This is a genomic window from Pseudomonas sp. B5(2017), assembly GCF_002112825.1.
Classification (GTDB): domain Bacteria; phylum Pseudomonadota; class Gammaproteobacteria; order Pseudomonadales; family Pseudomonadaceae; genus Aquipseudomonas; species Aquipseudomonas putida_Z.
Genome location: NZ_NEIR01000012.1, coordinates 164,082 through 189,381, shown reverse-complemented (window position 1 = coordinate 189,381; position 25,300 = coordinate 164,082). Strand labels below are relative to the sequence as shown.

General features: G+C 65.1%; 22 protein-coding genes. 15 read left to right on the top strand and 7 right to left on the bottom strand.

The features are described from left to right. Position 1 precedes the first annotated feature (1 nt). The gene (locus CAG00_RS19245) at positions 2-1,501 is read right to left on the bottom strand and encodes a cytosine permease (RefSeq protein WP_046616768.1); all 1,500 of its coding nucleotides are present in this window, start codon (positions 1,499-1,501) and stop codon (positions 2-4) included. Between the two features lie 94 nt (positions 1,502-1,595). Further along, entirely contained in the window at positions 1,596-1,985 is a 390-nt protein-coding gene (locus CAG00_RS19240) for a nuclear transport factor 2 family protein (RefSeq protein WP_085665076.1), read from the bottom strand. Positions 1,986-2,464: 479 nt separating this feature from the next. Here CAG00_RS19240 and CAG00_RS19235 point away from each other — a divergent pair, with 479 nt between their 5' ends. After that, positions 2,465-3,484 (top strand): transporter, encoded by a 1,020-nt coding sequence (locus CAG00_RS19235; protein WP_024086247.1) that lies wholly within the window; start codon positions 2,465-2,467, stop codon positions 3,482-3,484. A 15-nt stretch (positions 3,485-3,499) separates the two neighbouring features. Here CAG00_RS19235 and ehuA read toward each other — a convergent pair whose 3' ends face one another. From ehuA to ehuB, 4 genes are all read right to left on the bottom strand, one after another. After that, complete coding sequence (ehuA, locus tag CAG00_RS19230; protein WP_075046875.1) at positions 3,500-4,294, bottom strand: ectoine/hydroxyectoine ABC transporter ATP-binding protein EhuA; 795 nt, start codon at positions 4,292-4,294, stop codon at positions 3,500-3,502. Between the two features lie 59 nt (positions 4,295-4,353). Then, positions 4,354-5,010 (bottom strand): ectoine/hydroxyectoine ABC transporter permease subunit EhuD, encoded by a 657-nt coding sequence (ehuD, locus tag CAG00_RS19225; RefSeq protein ID WP_085665075.1) that lies wholly within the window; start codon positions 5,008-5,010, stop codon positions 4,354-4,356. Continuing rightward, positions 5,007-5,666: an ectoine/hydroxyectoine ABC transporter permease subunit EhuC gene (ehuC, locus tag CAG00_RS19220; protein WP_015268921.1), complete on the bottom strand. Its 660-nt coding sequence runs from the start codon at positions 5,664-5,666 to the stop codon at positions 5,007-5,009. The genes ehuD and ehuC overlap by 4 nt, the downstream gene beginning before the upstream one ends. Before the next feature lie 62 nt (positions 5,667-5,728). Continuing rightward, a complete protein-coding gene (gene ehuB / locus CAG00_RS19215) occupies positions 5,729-6,583 on the bottom strand; it encodes an ectoine/hydroxyectoine ABC transporter substrate-binding protein EhuB (RefSeq protein ID WP_085665074.1) in 855 nt (284 codons plus the stop codon). 239 nt (positions 6,584-6,822) lie between these two features. Here ehuB and CAG00_RS19210 point away from each other — a divergent pair, with 239 nt between their 5' ends. The 14 genes from CAG00_RS19210 to CAG00_RS19145 all read left to right on the top strand — a co-directional run bounded on the left by CAG00_RS19210 (position 6,823) and on the right by CAG00_RS19145 (position 23,381). Beyond that, positions 6,823-8,217, top strand: a complete 1,395-nt coding sequence (locus CAG00_RS19210) for a PLP-dependent aminotransferase family protein (RefSeq protein WP_085665096.1) — start codon at positions 6,823-6,825, stop codon at positions 8,215-8,217. Positions 8,218-8,431: 214 nt separating this feature from the next. Then, positions 8,432-9,403: a hydroxyectoine utilization dehydratase EutB gene (gene eutB / locus CAG00_RS19205; protein ID WP_085665073.1), complete on the top strand. Its 972-nt coding sequence runs from the start codon at positions 8,432-8,434 to the stop codon at positions 9,401-9,403. 31 nt (positions 9,404-9,434) lie between these two features. Beyond that, on the top strand, positions 9,435-10,427 hold the full coding sequence (gene eutC, locus CAG00_RS19200) for an ectoine utilization protein EutC (RefSeq protein WP_085665072.1): 993 nt from the start codon (positions 9,435-9,437) through the stop codon (positions 10,425-10,427). A gap of 36 nt (positions 10,428-10,463) precedes the next feature. Continuing rightward, entirely contained in the window at positions 10,464-11,654 is a 1,191-nt protein-coding gene (gene doeA / locus CAG00_RS19195) for an ectoine hydrolase DoeA (protein ID WP_085665071.1), read from the top strand. A 3-nt stretch (positions 11,655-11,657) separates the two neighbouring features. Next, entirely contained in the window at positions 11,658-12,677 is a 1,020-nt protein-coding gene (gene doeB, locus CAG00_RS19190; RefSeq protein WP_025337669.1) for a N(2)-acetyl-L-2,4-diaminobutanoate deacetylase DoeB, read from the top strand. Between the two features lie 36 nt (positions 12,678-12,713). Continuing rightward, complete coding sequence (locus CAG00_RS19185) at positions 12,714-14,180, top strand: NAD-dependent succinate-semialdehyde dehydrogenase (protein WP_025337670.1); 1,467 nt, start codon at positions 12,714-12,716, stop codon at positions 14,178-14,180. A gap of 12 nt (positions 14,181-14,192) precedes the next feature. Next, the gene (locus tag CAG00_RS19180) at positions 14,193-15,578 is read left to right on the top strand and encodes an aspartate aminotransferase family protein (protein WP_085665070.1); all 1,386 of its coding nucleotides are present in this window, start codon (positions 14,193-14,195) and stop codon (positions 15,576-15,578) included. A gap of 124 nt (positions 15,579-15,702) precedes the next feature. Continuing rightward, positions 15,703-16,323 (top strand): isochorismate family cysteine hydrolase YcaC, encoded by a 621-nt coding sequence (gene ycaC, locus CAG00_RS19175; RefSeq protein WP_010951959.1) that lies wholly within the window; start codon positions 15,703-15,705, stop codon positions 16,321-16,323. Positions 16,324-16,553: 230 nt separating this feature from the next. Continuing rightward, positions 16,554-17,372, top strand: a complete 819-nt coding sequence (ppk2, locus tag CAG00_RS19170) for a polyphosphate kinase 2 (protein WP_085665069.1) — start codon at positions 16,554-16,556, stop codon at positions 17,370-17,372. 35 nt (positions 17,373-17,407) lie between these two features. Further along, positions 17,408-18,604: a monovalent cation:proton antiporter-2 (CPA2) family protein gene (locus tag CAG00_RS19165; protein ID WP_085665068.1), complete on the top strand. Its 1,197-nt coding sequence runs from the start codon at positions 17,408-17,410 to the stop codon at positions 18,602-18,604. A gap of 39 nt (positions 18,605-18,643) precedes the next feature. After that, complete coding sequence (locus CAG00_RS19160; protein WP_025337674.1) at positions 18,644-19,741, top strand: AI-2E family transporter; 1,098 nt, start codon at positions 18,644-18,646, stop codon at positions 19,739-19,741. Positions 19,742-19,754: 13 nt separating this feature from the next. After that, positions 19,755-21,275 (top strand): efflux transporter outer membrane subunit, encoded by a 1,521-nt coding sequence (locus CAG00_RS19155; RefSeq protein ID WP_085665067.1) that lies wholly within the window; start codon positions 19,755-19,757, stop codon positions 21,273-21,275. Then, on the top strand, positions 21,272-22,369 hold the full coding sequence (locus CAG00_RS19150; protein WP_085665066.1) for an HlyD family secretion protein: 1,098 nt from the start codon (positions 21,272-21,274) through the stop codon (positions 22,367-22,369). Before CAG00_RS19155 ends, CAG00_RS19150 begins: the two co-directional genes overlap by 4 nt. Next, positions 22,359-23,381, top strand: a complete 1,023-nt coding sequence (locus CAG00_RS19145; RefSeq protein WP_085665065.1) for a DUF2955 domain-containing protein — start codon at positions 22,359-22,361, stop codon at positions 23,379-23,381. The genes CAG00_RS19150 and CAG00_RS19145 overlap by 11 nt, the downstream gene beginning before the upstream one ends. A gap of 89 nt (positions 23,382-23,470) precedes the next feature. On the opposite strand, the gene CAG00_RS19140 is transcribed toward CAG00_RS19145, so the two are convergent. Beyond that, complete coding sequence (locus CAG00_RS19140) at positions 23,471-25,183, bottom strand: SulP family inorganic anion transporter (protein ID WP_085665064.1); 1,713 nt, start codon at positions 25,181-25,183, stop codon at positions 23,471-23,473. Positions 25,184-25,300 lie beyond the last annotated feature (117 nt).

The window sequence follows — 25,300 nt, the reverse complement described above, 5'->3', positions numbered from 1 at the left end:
GTCAGGCCATTTCGGCGGTGGTTACCGGCGTGTGCGCGGTGCTTTTGCAACGCACCCAACGCGGGCCCTGGGGGCCATACACGCCGGCAGGTTCGGGGAACAGGTTGAGCAGCAGCAGGTACAGCACGCCGGCCAGCCCCAGGGTGACCGGCAGGCTCAGGTCGATGCCGCCGGCCAGGTCGCCCAGCGGGCCGACGAACTGCCCTGGCAGGTTGACGAAGCACAGGCCCACCGCCGCGCTGGGGATCCACGCCCCCATGCCGCGCCAGTTCCAGCCATGCAGGAACCAGTAGTGGCCGCCACGCTGGCCGCGGGTGAACACCTGCAGGTCGTCGGCATGGTAGAAGCCGCGGCGGGTGATCAGGCCGAGGATCATGATCACCATCCACGGGCTGGTGCAGGTGATGATCAGCACGGCGAAGGTCGACACGCTCTGCACCAGGTTGAAGGTGAAGCGGCCGACGAAGATGAAGCCGATCGCCAGCACGCCGATCAGCAATGTGGCGCCGGCACGGCTGAGCAGGCGTGGGAACACGCTGGACATGTCCAGGCCGGTGCCGTACAGCGCCGTGGTGCCGGTGGACATGCCGCCGATCACCGCAATCAGGCACACCGGCAGGAAGAACCAGCTTGGCGCCACCGCCAGCAGGCCACCGACGTAGTTGTTGGCGGCGATGTAGTCCGGTGCCTGGGTGGCCACCAGGGTGGCGGTGCACAGGCCGAACAGGAACGGGATCAGTGTCGCGCCCTGGGCCGCGATCACCGCCAGCATGATGCGCGCCTTGGGCGTTTCACGCGGGATGTAGCGCGACCAGTCGCCGAGGAACGCACCGAACGACACCGGGTTGCTCATGGCCAGGATCGCCGCACCGACGAATGCCGCCCAGAAGCCCGCCTGGCCGAGGTTTACGCTGCCCGCGTAACCGGCATCGAACGGCCCGGCAAAGGCAACGATGCCCAGCAGGAACAGCAGGCTCGAGGCCCACACGGCAATCTTGTTGACCCACAGCATGAAGCGGAAGCCGAAGATGCACACCACCAGCACCAGCACCGCGAACAGGCCATAGGCCAGGCCCAGGGTCAGGTCGGTTTCCGGCAGGCCGGCCAGGCGCTTGGCGCCGCCGACCAAGGCGTCGCCCGAGCTCCACACCGACAGCGAAAAGAACGCCACCGCGGTGAGCAGCGAGAGGAACGAACCGACGATGCGTCCGTGCACGCCAAAGTGCGCCCCAGACGACACCGCGTTGTTGGTGCCGTTGAGCGCGCCGAACAGGCCCATGGGCGCGAGGATCAGCGCGCCCACGCCGACGCCGAGCAGGATCGCCCACACACCGGCCTGGAACGACAGCCCGAACAGCACCGGGAAGCTGCCCAGCACGGCCGTGGCGAAGGTATTGGCGCCGCCGAAGATCAGGCGGAACAGGTCCAGCGGGGAGGCGTCGCGTTGATCGTCGGGGATCTGTTCGACGCCGTTGGTCTCGATACCGGTCGAGTGGCTCATGGTGATGCTCCAGCGCGGTTGTTGTGGGCCGGCGCAGTACGCGGGCCTTATTGTGGGTGCGATGGCAGGGCGGCAGGGCCGCGTAAATGGATGATCAGGCCGGCGATACGACCGACAGGTGCTCGTGGCAGGCCAGCCACCTTTCGCCGTGGCGGCGGAAGACGATGGTCTCGCGCTCGCTCAACTGGTGTTCTTCGCCGGCGATGCGGATGTGCGTGGCCACATCATGCATGAAGATCGCCACGTCACCTTGCAGGCTCACCTGGACATTGCCCGATTCGCAGGCGAGCACCGCAAACCCGTCGGCCTGCCACTGGGCCCAGAGTTGCTCGTAGGCATGGCGCGACAGCAGCGGTTGCGGCAGGGTGTGGAAAAGGAAGGTGGCGTCTTCGCTGAAGCAGGCGAAATAGCGAGCAGTGTCGTTGCTGGCGAACGCCGCAACGAGGTCGGCGGCGGCTTGCCGTACCTGGAGTGTCTGGTCCACGGGAGTGGCCTCACGGTTCTTGTGATTGTGGTGAAGCGATTCTGGTGGCGGTTGGCGAGGGGAAAAATCGCTGCGGGCAAATAATCAGTTCAGGAATTTGTGAAGTGATGGCTGCGCTTTCTCAGGTTTCGCGCCGCGCATCATGTGGGAGCGGGCGTGCCCGTTCTCATAAGGCTGCACATAACTCATTGAATTAGCAGGGACCCTGTGGGAGCGGCTTTAGCCGCGAACACCGGCGCAGCCGGTGCCAGGCACCGCGTTGGATTCTTCGCGGCTAAAGCCGCTCCCACAGGGGATTGCGCCAACTTTTAGAATTTGAGCAAGACAGTTGCTCCCACAGGGTATGCGGACCGCTTGTGAATTCGGCTCTCTACGCGACAGCGCAGCCCAAAGGGCTTTCAGCTATCCAGCTGTCATCTGACTGCAACGAATATTCCGCAACCTTTCTGCCATCTCCCCGTGCCTCATTGCGAGTTCGAATGGGCCATCCCGCGCTGCATCTGCCACAGGACCACGACCTGTTCGGCCTGCTCTACGCCTTCGCCTTCCGCCCTGGCCAGCCGGGGCGCGAAATCGATTCGGCGCAGTTGTTGCGCACGCTCGGCCAGCCGCTGGAACCTGGCGAGTTTCTGTGGGTGCACCTGAACCTGGCCCACGCTGCCTGCGAACGCTGGCTGCGCACCCACCTGCAGTTGCCCGAAGCCTTCTTCGAAACCCTGCGCGAAGGTTCGCGCTCGACCCGTATCGAACACGCCGACTCGGCGCTGCTGGCAGTGGTCAACGATGTGGTGTTCAACTTCGGCCTGGTGTCCTCGGACATCTCCACGCTGTGGGCCTGCGCCAGCAGCCAGTTGCTGGTGAGCGCGCGGTTGCAGCCGCTGCATTCGGTGGACAAGCTGCGCTCGTCGGTGAAGCATGGCGAGCGCTTTCATTCATCCATCGAGTTGCTGGTCCATCTGTTGCGCGACCAGGGCGATGTGCTGACCCAGATCGTGCGTGAAACCACCACCAGCGTCGACCGCATCGAAGACCAGTTGCTGTCCCAGCGCCTGAGCGACAACCGCGCCGAACTGGGCAGCATGCGCCGGGTGCTGGTGCGCCTGCAGCGCCTGCTGGCGCTGGAGCCGGGGGCGCTGCTGCGCCTGCTCAACCGGCCGCCCGACTGGCTGCAGGAACAGGACATACGCCAGCTGCGCGCGGCCACAGAAGAGTTCACCCTGGTGATCAGCGACCTCACCGCCCTCGGTGAGCGGATCAAGCTGCTGCAGGAAGAAATCGCCGCCAAGCTCAACGAGCAGACCAACCGCACCCTGTTCACCCTGACCGTGGTGACCGTGCTGGCGCTGCCCATCAACATCATCGCCGGTTTCTTCGGCATGAACGTCGGGGGTGTGCCGCTGGCGGAAAACCCCCATGGTTTCTGGGTGCTGGTGGCGCTGGTGGCGACCTTCACCGTGCTGGTGGGGCGCTGGGCGTTTCGCAAGCGGCGCGAGTACTGACGCGACAATCGTCGGTCAGTTTGCCTCCCGCACTGCACTGAGGAACGCCCGGGTCCGCTCCTGTTGCGGGTTTTCGTAGATCTGCGCCGGCGTCCCCTGTTCGTGGATCTGCCCCTTGTAGAAGAAGCACACCCGATCCGCGAACTCCCTGGCAAAGCCCATCTGATGCGTCACCATCAGCATGGTCAGGTTGTGCTCGCTGCCCAACCGGCGGATCACGTTCAGCACCTCGCCACACAGTTCCGGGTCCAGCGCCGAGGTCACTTCGTCGAACAGCATCACCTTGGGCCGCATCGCCAGCGCCCGGGCAATCGCCACGCGCTGTTGCTGGCCACCGGACAACTGCGACGGGTAATGCTCGAACTTGTTGCCCAGGCCAACCATCTCCAGCAGCTCGGCAGCCCGTTCGCGCGCCTCGGCCGGCTTCACGCCCAACACCTGGACTGGGGCCTCGATCACGTTCTGCAAGGCACTCATGTGCGGGAACAGGTTGAAGCTCTGGAACACCATGCCGATCTTCGCCCGCACTTTGCGTACATGGCGCTCGTTGGCGATGAGCTGCGCGCCGTTGCGCCCGGGCATGTGGGTGAGCGATTCGCCATCGACTTCGATCATGCCCTGGTCGATGCCCTCAAGCGTCATCAGTACCCGCAGCAACGTCGACTTGCCCGAGCCGCTGGGGCCGATGATCGCCACCTTTTCGCCGGGGGCGACATCGAGGTTGAGGCCGTCGAGCACGGTGAAGCTGCCGTAGCGTTTGGTCACGTCCTTGAAGCTGACGATCGGTTGGGCAATGGCCGGTGTGGGCATGTGGGTTTCCAGCGGCTGGGTGGCGATAGCAGTGGCGAAGTGGGTCACAGGGGCGATCATCAGCGGAGCTCCAGGCGCACTTCAAGGCGCCGAACGAGGTAGGCCAGAGCGACGCTCAAGGCCAGGAAGAACAGACCGACCAGGGTGATCGGCTCGAGGTAGCGGAAGCTTTCGGAGCCGACATTCTTGGCCTGCTGCATGATTTCCACCACGGTGATGGCCGACAGCACCGGGGTGTCCTTGAGCATGGCGATCAGGTAGTTGCCCAACGGCGGCAGTATCGGCCGAATCGCCTGGGGCAGGATGACTGCCCGGTAGGCGGTCCACGGCGCGAAGTTGAGGGCGACCACCGCTTCCCACTGGCTGCGCGCCACCGAGTCGAGGCCGCCGCGGTAAACCTCGGCCAGGTAACAGGCGTAGTGCACGCCGATACCGATGATGCCGGCCTGCATGGCCGTCATGTTGACCCCGTAGTTGGGCAGCACGTAGTAGAGGAAATACACCTGGATCAGCAGCGGCGTACTGCGGATGAACTCGATCAGCAATGCCACCGGCCACGACAGCCAGGCCTGGTGGCTGCGTCGGGCGATGGCCAGGAACAGGCCCAGCACCACTGCGATCAGGAAGCCAACCAAGGTGATGCCCAGGGTTTTCAGCGACGCCTGCAGCAAGTCGGGCAGGATTTGCGCGACGTAGTTCCAGTCCCAGAAATTCATGACAGGCTCCCCCGCAGTCGACCGCGGCTCAGGCGCCGTTCGACCCGACGCATGAGGAAGTTGATGACCTGCGCCAGGACGAAGTAGAGCAGCAGGGTGAGGCTGAAGATTTCCAGGGTCTGGAAGGTCGCCTGGTCCAGTTGACGGGCGCGGAAGCTAAGGTCCGACAGGGTGATCAGCGACACCAGCGAGGTGTTCTTCAGCAGTTCGATCAGCAGGTTGGTGCCAGGTGCGATGGCCGCCAGCAATGCCTGCGGCAGGATGATCCGCCGGAAGCGGGTGGTGGCGGGCATGTTCAGCGCGGTGCAGGCTTCGTACTGCCCCTTGGCCACCGAGCTGATCGCCCCGCGCATCACTTCGGCACCGTAGGCACCGATATGCAGCCCGAGGCCGACGATGGCCACGGTGTAGGCGCTGAGTTCGAGGTTGAACGGTGGCAGCGGCAATACGAAGAACAGCCAGAACAACTGCACCAGCAACGAGGTGCCGCGGAACAGCTCGATGTAGGCCACGCACAGCCAGCTCAATGGCCGCCATGACGAACGCCGGCCGAGGGCGGCGAGGATCGCGGCGACGATGGCCAGCAGCGAGCCGAAGAAGGTGACCTGGATGGTGATCCAGGCGCCTTGCAGTAACAACGGTATCAATTCACCCATGGTTCGACCTGAATAATCGGATTACACAGGGAATGGCACGGCAAGCGCCATGCCACCTCGATTCACTGCTGGGCACAGAGCTCGGCGGCGGTCTTGTCAGTCACGTTGCTGCGGTCGAAGCCGAACGGCGCGACGGTCTTCAGATGCTCCTCGCTGCCCAGCCACTTCTTCATCTCGGCGTTGACCGCGTCGCGCAGGGCCTTGTCCTCGGGGCGGAAGGCCAGGGCACCGTAGCCGGTGTGGGCCGGGTCATCGGTGAAGTCGCTGATCGCCTCGACCTTGTCGCCCCCCTTTTTTGCCAGGCCCTTCATGGTCAGCTGGGTGCCCACGGCAGCATCGGCGCGGCCGGCGCGCACGGCCTGCAACTGGGCGGTGGTGTCCGGCACCTGAAGGATCTGCGCATCCGTGATGCCGGAGTCGCGGGCATAGGCGAGGTTGACCGTGCCGGCCATGATCGCCAGCTTCACGTCCGGGTTCCTGGCGATGTCGGCGTAGCTGTGCAGGTTCTTCGGATTGCCCTGTGCCACCAGCAGGGTGTCGGGCAGGGCGTACTGCGGGTCGGTGAAGATCACCTGCTTGCAGCGTGCCGGGGTGATGTACATGCCGGCGGCAATCACATCGAAGCGCCCGGCGCGCAAGCCCGGGATCAACGAACCCCACTCGGTGAGCACGCCATCGACCTGTTTGATGCCCATTTTCCCGAAGATGATCTTGGCGATTTCCGGTGACTCCCCGGTTACCCGGCCATCGGTCTCGGTGAAGGCAAACGGGGTTTCGTTGGCGTAGCCGATGCGGATGTGGCTGGTTTCCTTGATTTCGTCCAGGCTGGCGGCCTGGGCGCTGGCAAGCACACCGAAGGTGGCACAGGCCATCAGCAGGCGTTGGAAGGGGCGTGGAACGTTGAAAGGCTGGCTCATCAATGAAGCTCCTGTTTGTTATAAAAACCGTCATCGACGGCTCTGTGTTAGGAGGCAGTGGAGCAAAACAGCGAAAGCAGGTCGGTCTTTTGTTCGAAGCTGCCGGGCAGCGGGAGTTCGACCTTGGGCCGAGCATACAAAAGCTGAAACGGCCATTGCATTGCACTAGGACAATTGCCCGAAGCACTTGTACGGGGGATGCTGTGACCCTGGCCCCGGCAAGTGAAGCGAACATCATGATGCACAGTTGGAAGGCAGCCCTGGACGCCGCCCGCATCGGCGAGTCCAAATACAAGATCCTGGTCCAGGCCGTCACCGGCGAGATCGAGCGCGGCGTATTGGTACATGACCAGCGCCTGCCACCGCAGCGCCAGGTAGCCGATGCCCTGGGCATCAGCGTGCAGACCGTGACCAATGCCTACAAGGAACTGGAGCGCCAAGGCCTGGTGCGTTGCGAGATCGGCCGTGGCAGTTTCGTCAGCCGGCGCATGAGCGACCGTGTGTCGGATGACATCATCGACCTGCCCGAGCGTACCCTGGTCGACTTCTCCATCACCCGCATCCTGCACACCCAGGTGCATGAGCGCATCTGGCGCGACACCTGCGCCGAGCTGGCCGTGGAAGAGGAGCAGCCGTGGATCCATGCCTACCGGCCCATCGCCGGTTTCGAGAGCCACCGCGAGGCCGCGGTGCGCTGGCTTGCCGGCCTGGGCATGCAGGTCGAGCGTGACGATGTGCTGGTCACCAACGGCGCCGCCCACGCCATCTTCCTGGCCCTGGCCTCGCTGGCCGGGCCGGATGATGTGGTGCTGTGCGAGGGGTTGACCGACCATGGCGTGATCGGCAATTCACAGGTGCTCGGTTTTACCCTCAAAGGCCTGGAGATGGACCGCGAGGGTATCAACCCGGAGCATTTCGAGGACATCTGCAGCAACGAGCGGGTGACCGCGCTGGTGTGTACACCCAACCTCAACAACCCGACCGTCAGCCTGATGCCCGACAGCCGCCGCCAGGAGATTGCCGAAATTGCCCGGCGCTTTGGCGTGCATATCATCGAAGATGACGTTTACGGGCCGCTGCTGGGTGGCAGCCATGCCAGGCCGCTCAGTTCCTATGCGCCGGAGCTGTCGTTCTACTGCACCAGCATGACCAAGTCGGTGCTTACCGGCCTGCGCGTGGGCTACCTGGCCATGCCCAAGCGCCTGGCGCTGCGCACCGAGAGCATCTTGCGGGTCAACAGCTGGATGGCCACGCCCTTGGTGGCGGAAATTGCATCGCGCTGGATCAACGATGGGCGCGCGGCGCAGCTGGTGGCGCTGCAGCGCACCTTGCTGGGCGAGCGTCAGGCGTTGTTGCGTGAGTACCTGGGGGATTATGTGCGTGGTCAGCACGCGCATGCCCTGGGGGCGTGGCTGAACATTCCCGAGCGCTGGGAAGTGGACAGCCTGGTGCGTGCCTTGCGCCGCCGGCAGATTGCGGTGACGCCGCCGGAGCCGTTCCTGGTGCGCGGTACACCGCGGCCACGGGCCGTGCGCTTGTGCGTGGGCGCCGAGTGTTCCGGGGCAAAGCTGCGCCAGGCCTTTGGCGATATGCGGGAGTTGTTCGGGCAGTATCCGCAGATCCACGAGCTTTGAGCGGCCTGTACCGGCCTCTTCGCGGGTAAACCCGCTCCCACAGGTTCCGTGCGAGGTTCAGGAAATGCGCGATTCCTGTGGGAGCGGGTTTACCCGCGAAGAGGCCGGTACAGGCAAAAACAAATTCCCCGGCAAATTGCCCTAGTACATTCATCACGACAATTTTCGCCTCATACACTCCGCCCAACATCAGCTCACTTGTTGGGTCCCGGTCATGTCAGCGCTCTCGCTTCACGATCTCTACCTCGCCCGCCAGCGTATCCACGGCCTGGTGCGCAGCACGCCGCTGGAACTTTCCCCCAGCCTGTCGCGGCACCTGGGCATGCCGGTCTACCTGAAGCTCGAAGCCCTGCAGACCACCGGCAGCTTCAAGCTGCGCGGCGCCAGCAATGCCATCGCCGCACTCAGCGTGGAACAACGCGCTTGCGGCGTGGTTACGGCCTCCACCGGCAATCACGGCCGGGCGGTGGCCCACGCTGCTGCGCAACTGGGCGTGAAGGCAACCGTGTTTCTTTCGCAACTGGTGCCAGCCAACAAGGTCCAGGCCATCCGCGACCTGGGCGCCGAAGTGTGCATCGTCGGCCACTCCCAGGACGATGCACAGCAGGCCGCGCAACAACATGCCGAGCAACAGGGCGCAACGCTGATTCCACCTTTCGATCACCCTCAGGTCATCGCCGGCCAGGGCACGCTGGGCCTGGAAATCATCGAGCAGTTGCCCGAGGTGGAGCATGTGCTGATTCCGCTCTCCGGTGGTGGCCTGTTCGCGGGTGTGGCGTTGGCGATGAAAGGCATCAAGCCGGCGATCACCATCCACGGCATCAGCATGCAGCGCGGTGCGGCGATGTACGCCAGCCTGCAGGCCGGCAGGCCAGTCGAGGTAGAGGAGCTGCCGACACTCGCCGACTCGCTTGGTGGCGGCATCGGCCTGGGCAACCAGCACACCCTGAGCATGACCCAGCGTCTGCTCGACCAACTCCACCTGCTGCCGGAAGCGTCGATCGCCAATGGCATGCGCCACGCCTACCAGCACGAACGGTTGGTACTCGAAGGTGCCGGCGCAGTCGGCATCGCCGCGCTGCTCGACGGCCTGGTGACGGCCCGCGGCCCGGTCGTGGTGGTGGTCAGCGGGCGCAACGTCGACAGCGCACAGCATCAGCGCGTCATCAACGGCGGCGACGCCTGAAATTCACGTTTCCTTCACTGGAGGTATTCGAATGCCGGCCATCACCTTGCTCAGCGAAGCCGACCTGCGTAGCTGCATCACCCTCGACCGCAACGCGATCGATGCCATCGAGCAGGCCTTTGCCCTGCTTGCCACGGCCAAGGTGGCAATGCCGCCGATCCTGCGCCTGGATGTGCCCGAGCACAACGGCGAGGTGGACGTGAAAACCGCCTACCTGCCTGGGCTGGAGCGTTTCGCGATCAAGGTCAGCCCAGGCTTTTTCGACAACCCCAAGCTTGGCCTGCCCAGCCTCAACGGCATGATGATGCTGCTGTCGGCCCGCACTGGCCTGCTCGATGCCTTGCTCCTCGACAATGGCTACCTCACCGCCGTGCGTACCGCTGCAGCCGGTGCGGTAGCTGCACGCTGGCTGTCGCGGCAGGACAGCCGCAGCGTGGCGTTGATCGGCAGTGGCGAACAGGCACGCCTGCAGCTGCAGGCACTGCGCCTGGTGCGGCCGATCGAGCAGGTCAAGGTGTGGGGGCGCGATGCGCAGAGAACCGCAGCGTTATGTGACGACCTGGGGCGTGATGGGCAACTGCAGGTACAGGCCTGCGACAGTGTCGACCAGGCCATGCAGGCGGTCGATATCGCCATCACCTGCACCCCCAGCCGCGAGCCGCTGATCCAGCCGCATCACCTGCAACCGGGGCTGCACATCACTGCCATGGGCTCGGATGCCGAGCACAAGAACGAGATCGCGCCCACGGCCCTGGCCCGGCTTGATCGTTATGTCGCCGACCGCCTGAGCCAGACCCGCGTGCTGGGCGAACTGCACCACGCCTTGCGCGCTGGCGCGGTCAGCGAGCAGGCCATTCATTCCGAGCTGGGCCAGATCATCGCCGGCCTGCACCCGGGCCGTGTGCAGGCCGAAGAGGTCACCCTGTGCGACCTGACCGGCACCGGGGCCCAGGACACCGCCATCGCCAACCTTGCCTTCGAATGCGCAATTGCCGCCCACAAAGGCCTGGCGTTTCACAGCTGACAGTTTTCACAACCCACTCACAAGAAGGGCATCCGTATGTCACAGACAGTGGTCAACCTGCCGTTCGGTCGGCAGGAGTACGCCCAGCGCCTGGCCAAGACCCGCGCGGCCATGCAGGCACAGGGCCTGGAGCTTTTGCTGGTTACCGATCCATCGAACATGGCCTGGCTCACCGGCTATGACGGCTGGTCGTTCTACGTGCACCAGTGCGTGCTGCTGGCGCTCGATGGCGAGCCGATCTGGTTTGGCCGCGGCCAGGACGCCAATGGCGCAAGGCGCACGGTGTTCATGCAGCACGACAACATCGTCGGCTACCCGGACATCTATGTGCAGTCACGCGAGCGCCACCCGATGGACTACCTGTGCCAGGAGGTGATTCTGGCCAAGGGCTGGGGCGGCCTGAGCATCGGCGTCGAGATGGACAACTACTACTTCAGCGCGGCGGCCTACCAGGCGCTGTGCAAGCACCTGCCACAGGCGCGTTTCAGCGATGCAGCCGGGCTGGTCAACTGGCAGCGGGCGGTCAAGTCGCCGCAGGAAATCGAATACATGCGTATCGCCGCGCGCATCGTCCAACAGATGCACGGGTGCATCCTCGAACGCATCGAGCCCGGCATGCGCAAGAACGAGCTGGTGGCCGAGATCTACCGCAGCGGCATCCTCGGTGTCGATGGCCATGGCGGCGACTACCCGGCCATCGTGCCGTTGCTGCCGACTGGCGCTGATGCCAGCGCGCCGCACCTTACCTGGGACGATTCCCCGTTCACCCGCGGCGCCGGCACGTTCTTCGAGATTGCCGGCTGCTACAAGCGCTACCACTGCCCGCTGTCGCGCACCGTGTACCTGGGCAAGCCGCCGCAACACTTTCTCGATGGCGAAAAGGCGGTGGTCGAAGGTATCGCGGCCGGCCTCGATGCCGCGCGGCCAGGCAACACCACCGGTGACATCGCCAGGGCGTTCTTCCGCGTACTGGAGAAGTTCGGCATACACAAGGACAGCCGCTGTGGTTACCCGATCGGTATCAGCTACCCGCCAGATTGGGGCGAGCGCACCATGAGCCTGCGCCCGAGCGACACCAGCGTGCTGCAACCGGGCATGACCTTCCACTTCATGCCGGGGCTGTGGATGGATGACTGGGGCCTGGAGATCACCGAAAGCATCCTCATCACCGAGACCGGGGTCGAGACCCTGTGCAACGTGCCGCGCCAGCTGTTCGTGAAGGACTGACCCATGAATGCGATCGCACAGGCCGCCGCCACGGTGGCCAACCCCATCACCTGTACCTTGGATTTCGAGCAGGATGGCGTGCAGCACGGCTTCCTCAAGCTGCCGTACTCGCGTGACGACTCGGCCTGGGGGGCGGTGATGATTCCGCTGACGGTGGTCAGGAACGGCAATGGCCCGACAGCCTTGCTCACGGGGGGCAATCACGGTGACGAATACGAAGGCCCGGTGGCGCTGAGCAAGCTGGCCCAGCAGCTGCAGGCCGGGCAGGTAAGCGGGCGGGTGATCATCGTGCCGTTCATGAACACACCGGCGTTCCAGGCGGGCACCCGCACCTCGCCGATCGACCGGGGCAACCTCAACCGCAGCTTCCCTGGCCGGCCTGATGGCAGCGTGACGGAAAAGATCGCCGACTATTTCCGCCGCACCTTGCTGCCGTTGGCCGATATTGTCCTGGACATCCACTCCGGTGGTCGCACCCTCGATTTCCTGCCGTTCGCTGCATGCCATGTGCTGCCCGACAAGGCCCAGCAGGCCCGTTGTGAAGCCGGCATGCAGGCCTTCGCCGCGCCCTACAGCATGCGCATGCTCGAGCTGGATGCGCAGGCGATGTACGACACCGCGGCAGAAGAGCAGGGCAAGGTGTTCATCACCACCGAACTGGGCGGTGGTGGCACCTCCACTGCGAAAAGCGTGGCCCTGGCGGAGCGCGGCGTGCGCAATGTGCTGATCCACGCCGGCATCCTCGCCGGCGAAGTGGAGCAGGGCGAGACAACCCTGCTGGACATGCCCGATGGCGATTGCTTCATCGCCAGCGAGCACGACGGATTGCTGGAGATGTGCCGCGACCTGGGCGAAACGGTCAGCCAGGGCGAAGTGATCGCCCGTATCCATGACATCCGCCGCACCGGCAGCGCCCCGGTCGAGTACCGCGCCCGACGCAATGGCTTGCTCGCAGCCCGGCACTTTCCCGGCCTGGTGCAGTGCGGCGACACCCTGGCGGTTATCGCCGACGTACTGGCCTGAACCTGGCGCCACGACAACGAGGTATGGAGAACAGTCATGTCACACCACTACCCATTCAACAGCCTGTGCCACGTCGATGGCCAATGGCTGCACAGCCACAGTGGCAACAGCGTCGCCGTGCATGACCCGGCCAACCGCCAGGTCATCGGCCATGTGCCGCTGCTCGACCATGAGCAGATCGTCGCCGCGGTGGATGCCGCCCAGCGGGCTTTCCCGGCCTGGCGCCAGCAGAGCCTGGACAGCCGCGCTGCGCTGTTGCGGCGCTGGGCCGAATTGATGCTCGAGCACCAGGAGGCTCTGGCGCGCATTCTCAGCGAGGAGCAGGGCAAGCCGCTGGCCGAAGCACGCGGTGAAATCGCCTATGCGGCAAGCTTCATCCCCTGGTTTGCCGAGGAGGCCCGGCGCCTCAACGGGCAGACCATCCCCAGCCATATTCCGGGTGCCCAGCTGAGTACGCTGAAGGAGCCCGTCGGGGTCTGCGCGCTGCTCACCCCGTGGAACTTCCCCAGCGCCATGATCACCCGCAAGGCGGCTGCGGCGTTGGCGGCCGGCTGCACGGTGGTGGTCAAGCCGGCCCACGAAACACCGTTCTCGGCGCTGGCCCTGGCCCAGCTGGCAGAGGACGCCGGCTTCCCGCCGGGGGTGTTCAACGTGGTGATCGGCGAGCCGCAAATGGCCATGGAAACCCTGGTGCGCGACAGCCGCGTGCGGGCGGTCAGCTTCACCGGCTCGACCCGGGTCGGCAAGCTGGTGCTGCAAGCCGCGGCTCAGGATGTGAAGAAAGTGGCGCTGGAGCTGGGCGGCAACGCGCCGTTCATCGTCTGCGCCGATGCCGACCTGGAGCTGGCCGTGCGGGTGGCCGTGGCCGCCAAGTTCCAGACGTCTGGCCAGGACTGCTGCGCGGCCAACCGGATCATGGTGCAGCGGCCGTTGTACGAAGCATTCCTGGCGCGCTTCGCCGAAGCGGTGCGGGCGCTGAAGGTTGGCCCGGCGATGGTCGATGGCGAGGAGACGGCGGCAGAGGTCGGCCCGCTGATGCACCAGGCCGCCTTCGATGCCACCCAGGCCCGGGTCGAGGACGCCCTGCAGCGTGGCGCCCGGCGCCTGGTCGGTGGCGAGGGTCATGCGCTGGGTGGCTGGTTCTTCCAGCCGACGGTGCTCGCCGATGTCACGCCGGCGATGCGCATCTACCAGGAAGAAAACTTCGCGCCGATTGCCGGGGTCATGCCGTTCGACACGCTGGAGCAGGCCATCACCATGGCCAATGACACCGAGTACGGCCTGGCTGCCTACATCGTCGGCAACCGCCTCGATGTCGTGCACCCGTTGGTGCGCCGGCTCGACCACGCGATGGTGGCGATCAACGGCGTCAAGTTCACCGGCCACCCCATCCCGTTCGGCGGCATGAAGGCTTCGGGCCTTGGCCGCGAAGGCGGTAGCGAGGGCTTCGAACCCTTCGTCGAAACCAAATACGTTTGCTTGCACCACCACGGTCAGTTCTAAGGAGTGTTTGCCATGAGCCAAGATTTCAGCCAGCTGTTCGAACAGGACCGCGCCCACTTCATGCACCCCTCGACCCACGCCCATGATCACGCCAGCGGCGCGCTCAAGGGCCGGATCATCACCGGTGCCGAGGGCATCCGCCTGCGTGACCATGAAGGCCGCGAACTGATCGACGCCTTCGCTGGCCTGTACTGCGTGAACATCGGTTACGGGCGTACCGAGGTCGCTGACGCCATCCATCGCCAGGCCAAGGAGCTGGCGTATTACCACACCTACGTCGGCCACTCGACCGAGGCGATCATCGAGCTTTCCAGCCGCATCATCGACTGGGCGCCGGCCGGGATGAAAAAGGTCTATTACGGCCTGTCGGGGTCCGATGCCAACGAGACCCAGGTCAAGCTGGTGCGCTACTACAACAACATCCTCGGTCGCCCACTCAAGAAGAAGATCATCTCTCGCGACCGCGGCTATCATGGCTCGGGCATCATGACCGGCAGCCTTACCGGCCTGCCCAGCTTCCACCAGCATTTCGACCTGCCGGTGGAGGGCGTCAAGCATACGGTCTGCCCGCACTGGTACCGCAAGGCACCGGCCGGCATGGATGAGCAGGCCTTCGTGCGCTATTGCGCCGACGAGCTGGAGCAACTGATCCTGGCCGAAGGGCCCGACACCGTCGCCGCGTTCATTGGCGAGCCGCTGATGGGCACTGGTGGCATCATCGTGCCGCCGAAGGGCTACTGGAAGGCGATCCAGGCTGTGCTCGATCGCTACGACGTGCTGTTGATCGCCGACGAAGTGGTGTGCGCCTTCGGCCGCCTGGGCTCGAAGATGGGCAGCCAGCGCTACGACATCCGCCCGGACCTGATCACCACGGCCAAGGGCCTGACCAGCGCCTATGCGCCGCTGTCGGCAGTGATCGTTGGTGAGAAGGTGTGGAACGTGATCGAAGAGGGCTCGCAGAAGGCCGGCCCGATGGGCCACGGCTGGACCTACTCCGGGCACCCGATCTGCGCGGCGGCGGCGCTGGCCAACCTGGATATTCTCGAGCGCGAGAACCTGACCGAGAATGCCGAAGTGGTGGGGGCATACCTGAACCGGCGCATGCGCGAAACCTTCGAAGGCCACCCGCTGGTAGGTGAAGTACGGGGTGACGGCATGCTTTGCGCGGTCGAATTCATGGCCGATCGCGAGGCGCGCACGGCGTTCGACCCGGCGTTGAAAGTCGGGCCACAGGTATCGGCAGCGTGTCTTGAGCGCGGGATGATCGCCCGGGCCATGCCGCATGGTGACATTCTCGGTTTTGCACCACCGTTGGTGCTGGACCAGGAGGATGCCGAAAAGATCGTCGCCATCACCAGGGCGGCGGTCGATGAGGTGGCTGGCAAGGTGCTCGGCTGAGCATTGCAGGGGCCGCCATGCGGCCCCATCGCCGGCCTCGGCAGGCGAACCGACTGACGGTCCCCCCCACCCCGCATCCTTGCCTACGCTGATAGTCCAACCCGCTGAAGCAAGGAGAACCGTCATGGCCTTCCAATACAAGCGTCTGGACAAGAACAACGCCGCCGTGCTGCTGGTCGACCACCAGACCGGCCTGCTCTCGCTGGTAAGGGACATCGACCCCGACCGCTTCAAGAACAACGTCCTGGCCCTGTCGGACCTGGCCAAGTACTTCAAGCTGCCGACCATTCTCACCACCAGTTTCGAGACCGGCCCCAACGGGCCGCTGGTGCCCGAACTGAAAGAGCAGTTCCCCGACGCCCCGTACATCGCCCGGCCTGGCAACATCAACGCCTGGGACAACGAGGACTTCGTCAAGGCCGTCAAGGCCACCGGCAAGAAGCAGTTGCTGATCGCCGGCGTGGTGACCGAAGTGTGCGTGGCCTTCCCGGCACTGTCGGCGCTGGAGGAGGGCTTCGAGGTATTCGTCGTCACCGATGCCTCCGGCACCTTCAACGAACTGACCCGTGACTCGGCCTGGCGGCGCATGGAGGCCGCCGGGGCGCAACTGATGACCTGGTTCGGCGTGGCCTGCGAACTGCACCGTGACTGGCGCAACGACATCGAAGGGCTGGGGACCCTGTTCTCCAACCATATTCCGGACTACCGCAACCTGATGACCAGCTACAACAAACTGGCCAAGTAATCCGGCCTCGAAGGCACCCCCGTGCCTTGTGGGAGCGGGTTCACCCGCGAATGCGTCGGTAGCTTCAATGACGCATTCGCGGGTAAACCCGCTCCCACACCCTCCCTGGAACACTCACCAGCACTCGCAGAATCAATGAGATAGAAGCAAGCCTGCGAAATCCACAAGCGAAGCGGCAAACTGCCATGGATCGACCATACTGACTCTTCATTCGCCCTCAGGAGAGTGCCATGTCGAAGTCGTCCAGGAAAAAAGACCTCAAGGACCAGCCGGAGAAACTGGGCGGCAAGGCGTACGAGAAGGCACTCAAGCAGCTGCATGTGGAGCTGGTGAAGCTGCAGGAATGGGTGGTGGCCAAGGGCCTGAAGGTGTGCATTGTCTTCGAGGGCCGCGATGGCGCCGGCAAGGGCGGTACCATCAAGGCCATTACCGAGCGCGTCAGCCCGCGAGTATTCCGCGTGGTGGCGCTGCCGGCACCGACCGAGCGGGAAAAGACCCAGATGTATGTGCAACGCTACCTGGGCCACCTGCCTGCCGCGGGCGAGGTAGTGATCTTCGACCGCAGCTGGTACAACCGCGCCGGTGTCGAGCGGGTGATGGGCTTCTGCAGCGAAGAACAGAGCAGCAAGTTTCTCACCGTGGTGCCGCTGTTCGAAAAGATGATGGTCGAGTCGGGGATCATCCTCATCAAGTACTGGCTGGAGGTCAGCGCCGAAGAGCAGACCCGCCGCCTGCAGGACCGCATCAACGATGGCCGCAAGCTGTGGAAGCTGTCGCCGATGGATCTCAAGTCGTACACCCGCTGGGATGAATACACCCGGGCCCGCGACGACATGTTCGCCGCCTCCGATTCGTCCTGGGCACCGTGGTTCATGGCCCATTCCAACGACAAGCGCCGTGCCCGGCTGAACATCATCAGCCATCTGCTGACGCGCATTCCCTACAAGGACCTTACCCGCGACGGGCTGGTGAAGTTGCCCAAGCGCGGCAAGATCGGCAAATACAAGGCCGTCAACTACCCGTTCAAAGTCGTCGAAGAGCGTTTCTGATCTCTCCCCACGAGGAGCAGCGAGGGTGCGAGCCTATGCCACATGATGGCAGCCTGTTGCAGGCGACGGTGGTGTTCCTGCTGGCCGTGGTGCTTCTGGTACCGCTGGCGCAGCGTCTGAAAATGGGGGCGGTGCCCGGCTATCTGCTGGCGGGCATCCTGATAGGGCCATCGGTATTTGGCTTGCTGAACAACCCGGATAACGTGGCACGCCTGTCGGAGATGGGTGTGGTGATGCTGCTGTTCGTCATCGGCCTGGAGCTGTCGCCGCGGCGTTTGTGGAGCATGCGCCGGGCGCTGTTTGGCGTCGGCTCGCTACAAGTGGGCCTGAGCGCTGTGGTGCTTGGCCTGCTGGCGTACTGGCTGTTCGGCCAGTCGAAGCCGGCTGCCATCGTGCTGGGCCTGGGCCTGGCGCTGTCGTCCACCGCGTTTGGCCTGCAGGTACTGGCCGAGCGCAAGGACCTGGGCAAGCCGCACGGCCGCCTGGCCGTGGCGATCCTGCTGTTCCAGGACATTGCCGCGATCCCGCTGATTGCCGTGGTGCCGCTGCTCGGTGGTGATGTCAGCACCGCCGACGAAGGTGCCTGGCCGGTGCTGGCGGTGGTGGTTGGCATAGGTGTGCTGATCATCTTTGGCCGCTACCTGTTGACCCCTGTCTTCAACTGGACAGTCGGTTCGGGCCTGCCCGAGCTGTCGACCGCTACCGCCTTGCTTGTGGTGCTGGGCACCGCCTGGGTGATGGAGCACGTGGGCGTGTCCATGGCGCTGGGGGCATTTCTGGCGGGCGTGTTGATGGCCGAGTCACCTTTCCGCCACGAACTGGAAACCCAGATCGAGCCCATCAAGGGTTTGCTGCTGGGGTTGTTCTTCGTTGGTGTGGGGATGAGCGCCGACCTGCGCCTGCTGTTCGGCATGCCGTTAATGGTGCTGGGGCTGACCCTGCTGCTGGTGGTCATCAAGCTGCCGCTGCTGTATGGCCTGGGCCGCACGGCGGGTGGGCTGAACCAGGCCCAGGCGCTGTGCCTGGGCGTGGTGCTGGCCTCTGGCGGCGAGTTTGCCTTCGTGGTGTTCAAGCTGGCGCTGGACCATCAGGTGCTGGCGCAGCAGGTGCATGACCTGCTGGTGCTGGCCATCACCTTGTCGATGGCGGTAGTGCCGTTGGTAATGATGGCCCTGGCGCGGCAGTTGCGTGACGACAGCCCCACACAGGCAACCCCTGAAGCGGGCCACTGAATCGCGCCACATGGCGCGCGTATAGTTCGGAGGTGAAGCATGCAACCGGGTATCAAGCTGGACAGCCGCCTGTCGCGGGGCTTGCTCGATGTGCTCATCAAGGCCGGCCTGGTGGCTGCCCTGGTGATATTCGCCTTCCAGACGTTCCAGCCGTTCCTGGAGCTGATGCTGTGGTCGGTGATCCTGGCGGTGACCTTGTACCCGCTGTATTGCCGCATCCAGCGCCGCACAGGGCTCAAGGACGGGCTTTCGGCGACGCTGGTGGTTCTGCTGGTACTGGTCGTGCTGCTGGTGCCGATCTACCTGGTGGTGATGTCCATCGGCGAGTCGGTGGACAGCCTGGTGACGCTGCTGAAAAGCGGGGCCTGGAGCGTGCCGGCGCCTCCCGATTCGGTGGCGGCCTGGCCGCTGATCGGGCCGAAGGTGCATGCCCTGTGGCTGGCAGCCTCGGAAAACATGGCCGGTGTGCTGAACCAGTGGATGCCCCAGCTCAAGGATGCCGGGCGCACGGTGCTGGGGGCTGCAGCCAGCGCAGGCGGCGCGTTCCTGTTGTTCATCGCGGCGATCATCGTCTCGGGCATCATCATGGCGTTCGGTGACCGCGGCGAAATCGCGGCGCAGCGCATAGCCATGCGGGTGTCGGGCGAGGAGCGCGGCAAGCCACTGGCCAAGCTGTGCACCGCCACCATTCGCGCGGTGGCCCAGGGCGTGATCGGCATTGCCTTCATCCAGATGCTGCTGATCGGTGTCGGCTTCGTCATCAAAGGGGTACCGGGGGCCGGGATGCTGGCCATCGTCATCCTCATGCTGGGGATTGCCCAGGCACCGGCCACGTTGATCACGGTGCCGGTGATCATCTACATCTTCAACGTCGAAGGCTTTACCGTGGCGACCATCATCTTCGCCATCTACAGCTTCGTCGCCGGGCTTGCCGACAACGTGCTCAAGCCGCTGCTGCTGGGGCGCGGGGTGGATGTGCCGATGCCGGTGGTGCTGATCGGGGCATTGGGCGGCATGGTGGTCAAAGGCATCATCGGCCTGTTCATCGGCCCGGTGATCCTGGGCGTCACTTATGTACTGTTCTGGCAATGGGTGGCGCTGCAGGTGCCGGAAAACCCCGTCGAGCCGTCGGCGTGAGCCAAGGCCTGCCATGCCCGGACGCCTCTGTGGTTGTGCACTGAGCCTGGCTGCCACGTTGGTGGGCTGTACCCAGGTCGGCCCGGATTTCCAGCCGCCGCAGGACCCGTGGCTGAGCACCTGGAACACCCCGCTGCTGGAGCAAGCCGGGCAGCAGGCCGCGGCGCCCGACCTGCGCCAGTGGTGGGCCGTGTTCGCCGACCCGGCCCTGGATGCCTTGATCGCCGAGGCCGATGCCAACAACAGCAACCTGCGCGTGGCCGGCTTGCGCATTGCCGAAGCCCGCGCCCAGTTGGCCATCGTGCAGACCGGGCGTTATCCACAGCTGCAGCAGCTGCGCGCCCAGAGCCTGTACCTCAAGCAGGACCAGTCCGGCACTGCCACCGCGCGTGACTCGGTGTTCTGGCAATCCAGCGCGGGCTTCGACATCGGCTGGGAAATCGACTTCTGGGGGCGCTTCAGCCGCGCCATCGAAAGCGCCGACGCCGCCTACTTCGCCTCCCAGGCCAATTACGCCGATGCCATGCTGCTGTTGCGTGCGCAGGTGGCCGACACCTACTTTGCCCTGCGCACCACCGAGGCGCGGCTGGATATCGCCGAAGAAAACGCCCGCCGCCAGGCGCGCAGCCTGGAGATAACCGAGCGGCTGTTCCGTCATGGCGAAAACGACGAACTCGACTGGCAACAGGCGCGCACCCAGTACCTGGCTACCCAGGCCACCATCCCCGAGTTTCAGAACCAGCTCAATGCCCTGCGCAATGTGCTGTGCTCGCTGCTAGGCCGGCCGCCCGGGCCGCTGCCACAGCTGGATGCCGGCCACGGCCAGTTGCCGTTGCCGGACCGTGCCGTGCTGCAGGGCGTGCCCGCCAGCCTGCTGCAGCGCCGCCCGGACATCCGCGCCGCCGAGCAGGCGGTGGCGGCGCAGTCGGCGCTGGTCGGGGTGGCCGAGGCCGACCTTTATCCACAGCTGAGCCTGCTGGGCAGCATCGGCTGGAGCTTCGTCACGGCCAATCACCTGCCCGATACCTTCGACATCGCCGCCGGGCCCAGCCTGATCTGGAACCCGTTCGACTACGGCCGGCGCAAGAACGCCGTGCGCGTGGAAGATGCCCGCTTGCAGCAGTTGATCGAGCTGTATCACCAGGGCGTGCGCGAAGCCGCCCGCGAGGCCGACGATGCCGCCAGCGGGCTGGTGCGCTCGCTGCAGAGCGCAAGCATCCGCGACCAGGCCTCGCAGGCCGCGCAGCGCTCGCTGAGCCTGGCCAGCTCGCAGTACCGCGAAGGCTTTGCCGACTTCCAGCGTGTGCTCGACGCCCAGCAACTGCTGCTGCAGCAACAGGACGGCTACCTGGTCAGCCGCGGCAATGCCGTCAGCAGCCTGGTGACGTTGTACAAGGCCCTGGGCGGCGGCTGGGACGCCAGCCGCGCACCGATCGACCCGGCCACCCGCCAGCAGATGCAGCAACGCACAGATTGGGGCGAACTGCTCGACGAGCCAGCCCCCAGCGCACATGCACAAGGTGAAACGAAATGAGCGACGCTACGCCGACGCCACCCCCGCCAGCCCCCGATCGCGGCATGCGCTGGGTGCTGCTGCTGATTGCCGTGAGCCTGCTGTGGTACCTGCTGGCCGACCGTTTCACGCCCTATACCCAGCAGGCCCGCCTGCAGGCCTACGTGGTGCCGGTGAGTGCCGAGGTGGCCGGGCAGGTGAAGCGTGTGGCGGTGGGCAACAACCAGGAAGTACGCAAGGGCGATGTGCTGTTCGAACTGGACCAGGAACAGTACCGCATCGCCCTGGCCCGCGCCGAAGCCGACCTGGACACGGTACGCCGGCAGATCGGTGCCCACACCGCTGGCATCGACTCGGCCCAGGCGGCGCTGGTGGCGGCCCAGGCCAACGAGCGCAAGGCGCGGCAGGACGCCGAGCGGCTCAAGCGCCTGATCGATGAAGACCCGGGCACGGTATCGGTGCGCCGCCTGGAGGGCGCCCAGGCCAACCGCGACCAGGCCATCAGCCAGGTCGCGGCAGCCCGTGCCGAAGTGGAGCGGGCCCGTGAGCAGCAGGGCGGGGCGCAGGACGACAACGCCCAACTGCGCAGCGCGGCGGCCAATGTGGAAAAAGCCCGGCTGGACCTGGCGCGCACCGTGGTACGCGCCGATGCAAACGGGCTGATCACCGACCTGCGCACCGACGTTGGCCACTATGTCGGCGCCGGCAGCCCGATGATGACCCTGATCGCCATCCATGACGTGTGGATAAGTGCCGACATGACCGAAAACAACCTCGGTCGGCTGCGCCCAGAAACCCCGGTGCTGGTAGTGCTCGATGCGCTGCCCGGCACGGTGTTGAAGGGGCGCATTCGCAGCATCGGCTACGGCGTGAGCGTGGGCCAGAGCAACCCGCCGGGCACGTTGCCGACCGTGCAGAACAGCCGCGAGTGGCTGCGCTCGGCGCAACGCTTCCCGGTGATCGTCGAACTGGAGCGTGACCAGTTGCAGGACAAGAGCGGTTTGCGGGTCGGCGGCCAGGCCGAAGTCATGGCCCTGCCAACCGAGGGCAACCCTTTGAACCTGCTGGGCCGGCTGTTCATGTGGCTGATGAGCTGGCTGTCGTATGCCTATTGAGCTGCGCCGCCTGCGCGCCCTGCGCCTGGCCTGGGGCGTGGCGCTGTGCCTGGCGGTGAGTTTCGGCATCGGCTTGCCGGTGCCGATCCTGGCGCCGGTGTTCGCGGTGTTGTTGCTGGCCATGCGCAGCCAGCCCTTGCCCCTGCGTGCGGCCCCGGCCCTGGCGGTGCTGGTGCTGCTTGCCTGCGGTAGCGGGCTGCTGCTGATTCCGCTGTTGCGCCATGCCCCGATGAGTGGGGTGTTGCTGGTGGGGGTGGGGGTTTTCCTGACCTTGCGTTATGCGCTGAAGGGCGGCAACGGCCTGCTGGCCAATTTGCTGGTGATCGGCCTGACCATGATCGCTGCTGCCGGCACCAGCGACTTCAGCCTGGCGCTGTCGGTGGTCGAAGCGCTGGCCAAAGGCATGCTGCTGGCGGTGCTGGGTACCGCGGCAGCGCATGTGCTGTTTCCCGAACCGGCCGATGCGCCGGCGCAACCGGCACCGCCTCTGCTCGACAGTGACCAGGTGAGCTGGGTCGCCTTGCGTGCCACGCTGATCGTCATGCCGGCCTTCTTGCTGGCGCTGATCGCACCGGACCAGTACATGCCGCTGATCATGAAGGCAGTGAGCCTGGGGCAGCAGGCCGGCGAAACCCGCGCGCGGCATGCCAGCCGCGAGCTGATCGGCTCGACCTTGCTTGCCGGGTTGCTGGCGATACTGATGTGGGGCGCGTTGAGCCTGTTCGTGCACCTGTGGATGTTTTTCCTGTGGGTGCTGCTGTTCGTTCTCTGGCAGGGGCGCAGGCTTTACCGTGCAGTGGATACCAGGCAAAGCCCGGCGTACTGGGTGAGTTGCCTGACGACCATGCTGATCTTGCTGGGGCAGTCGGTGCAGGACAGCGCGGGCGGGCAGGATGTGTACCGCGCCTTTGCCGTGCGCATGGCGCTGTTTCTGGCGGTGTCGGTGTATGCCAGTGTCATGCTGATCTGGATAGACCGGCTTCGGATGCGGCGTGGGCTTCTTCGCGGGTGAACCCGCTCCCACAGGTATCGCGTTGCCCATGGGATCACGCAATTCTTGTGGGAGCGGGTTTACCCGCGAAGAGGCCAGCCCAGGAAAACCTAGGGCTTCCAGTCAACCCCACTCTCTTCCAGGTAGGCATCCACCGCTGCCCCAACAGTGGGATGAAACGCCGACTCCCCCATATGCTCGAACAACTCGAACTGCCGCATCTTGTCCTTTACCGGGTCCTTCATCTCGGCAAACTGCAACTCCACCCCCCGCGCCTCCAGCGCCCGGTCCAATTCGGCCAGCATGTCCGCCGAGGTGATATCGATGCTTGTCACCGGCTCTGCCGCGATCACCAGCCGTTGAACCGGGGTAGGCGATGCATCCACCGCCGCCATCACCGTGCTCTGGAACTGTTCGGCATTGGCAAAGAACAGCGGCGCATCCCAACGCAGCAGCACCAGCCCCGGAATGCGTCGGGCCTGTGGATAACGCTGCACATCATGGTAACCGCGGGTGCCATCCACCCGTCCCAGCACCGCATGATGCGGCCGCCAGCCGTCCCACAGGAACTCGATCACCGATATCGCCACGGCAATGCAGATGCCGGGAATGGCCCCGAATACCGCTACGCCGACGAAGCAGGTGAACGACAGCCAGAACTCCCATTGCTGCATGCGGAAGATGCGCTTGAGGTCGGCAAACTCGAACAGGCCCAACGCTGCGGCAATCACCACCGCCGCCAGGGCGCTGTTGGGCAGGTGTTGCATCAGGTTGGGCGCCACCAGCAGCAACAGCGTCACCGCCAGCGCGCCGATGATGCCGGTGAGCTGGGTCTGCGAGCCGGCCGCCTCGGCCACGGGGGTGCGTGACGAGCTGCTGCTGATGGGGATGCCCTGGAACAGCCCCGAGGCCAGGTTGGCCACGCCCAGGCCGAACATTTCCTGGTTGGGGTTGACCGGGGTCTTCATGCGCGCGGCGTAGGAACGTGACAGCACGCTGGTATCGGCGAACGACACCAGTGCCACCGCGATGCCGCCGAGCAGTACCTCCACCAGGTCGATATCGCTGACCCAGGGGAACACGAAGCTGGGCAGCCCCTGGGGCAGTTCGCCGAGCACTTTCACACCTTGCTGGTCGAGCCCCAGCAGGCTCACCGCAAGCGTGGCCAGCACCACTGCAATGAGAATGCCCGGCAAGCGCTTGAACGGCTTGAGCAGCAGGATCAGCGCCAGGCTACCGCCACCGACCACGAAGCTTGGCCAATGGCCTTCGCCGGCGAGCAAGGCCTGGATCAGGTTCCAGGTATCCCGCAGAGGGCCCTGGCTGTCGACCGACAGGCCGAACAGTTTGGGCAACTGGCTGATCAGCACCGTGAGGGCGATGCCATTCATGTAGCCATAGCGGATCGGCTTGGACAGCAGTTCGGTGATGAAGCCCAGGCGCAGCAGACCGGCGATCACGCAAAATGCCCCGGCCACCAGGGCCATCATGCTGGCGATGGCGATTGCCCGTTGCGGGTCGCTGGCGGCGTACTGCACCACCACCGCCAGGATCGGTGCGGCCAATGCCGAGTCCGGGCCCAGCACCAGGATGCGGCTGGGGCCGAACAGGGCATAGGCCAGCAGCGGGATGATGGTGGCGTACAGCCCGTAGATGCCGGGTACGCCAGACGCTTCGGCATAGGCGATGCCCACCGGCACCAGCATGGTGGTGAGCACCAGGCCGGCGGCGATGTCTTTGGGCAGCCAGGCGGGTTGGTAGTGGAGCAGGGTGACCAGGCCGGGTAACCAGCGTTGCCAGTCGAGGCGGGGTTTTTCAGGCATGGGGCGTGCGTCCGGGGGAGGGTGCTGAATCACAGCTTAGATGCTGAATTCCGGGGCCGCTCTGCGGCCCTTTCGCTTTGATGCGAGGTCCGGAAAATGCGTGGTACCTGTGGGAGC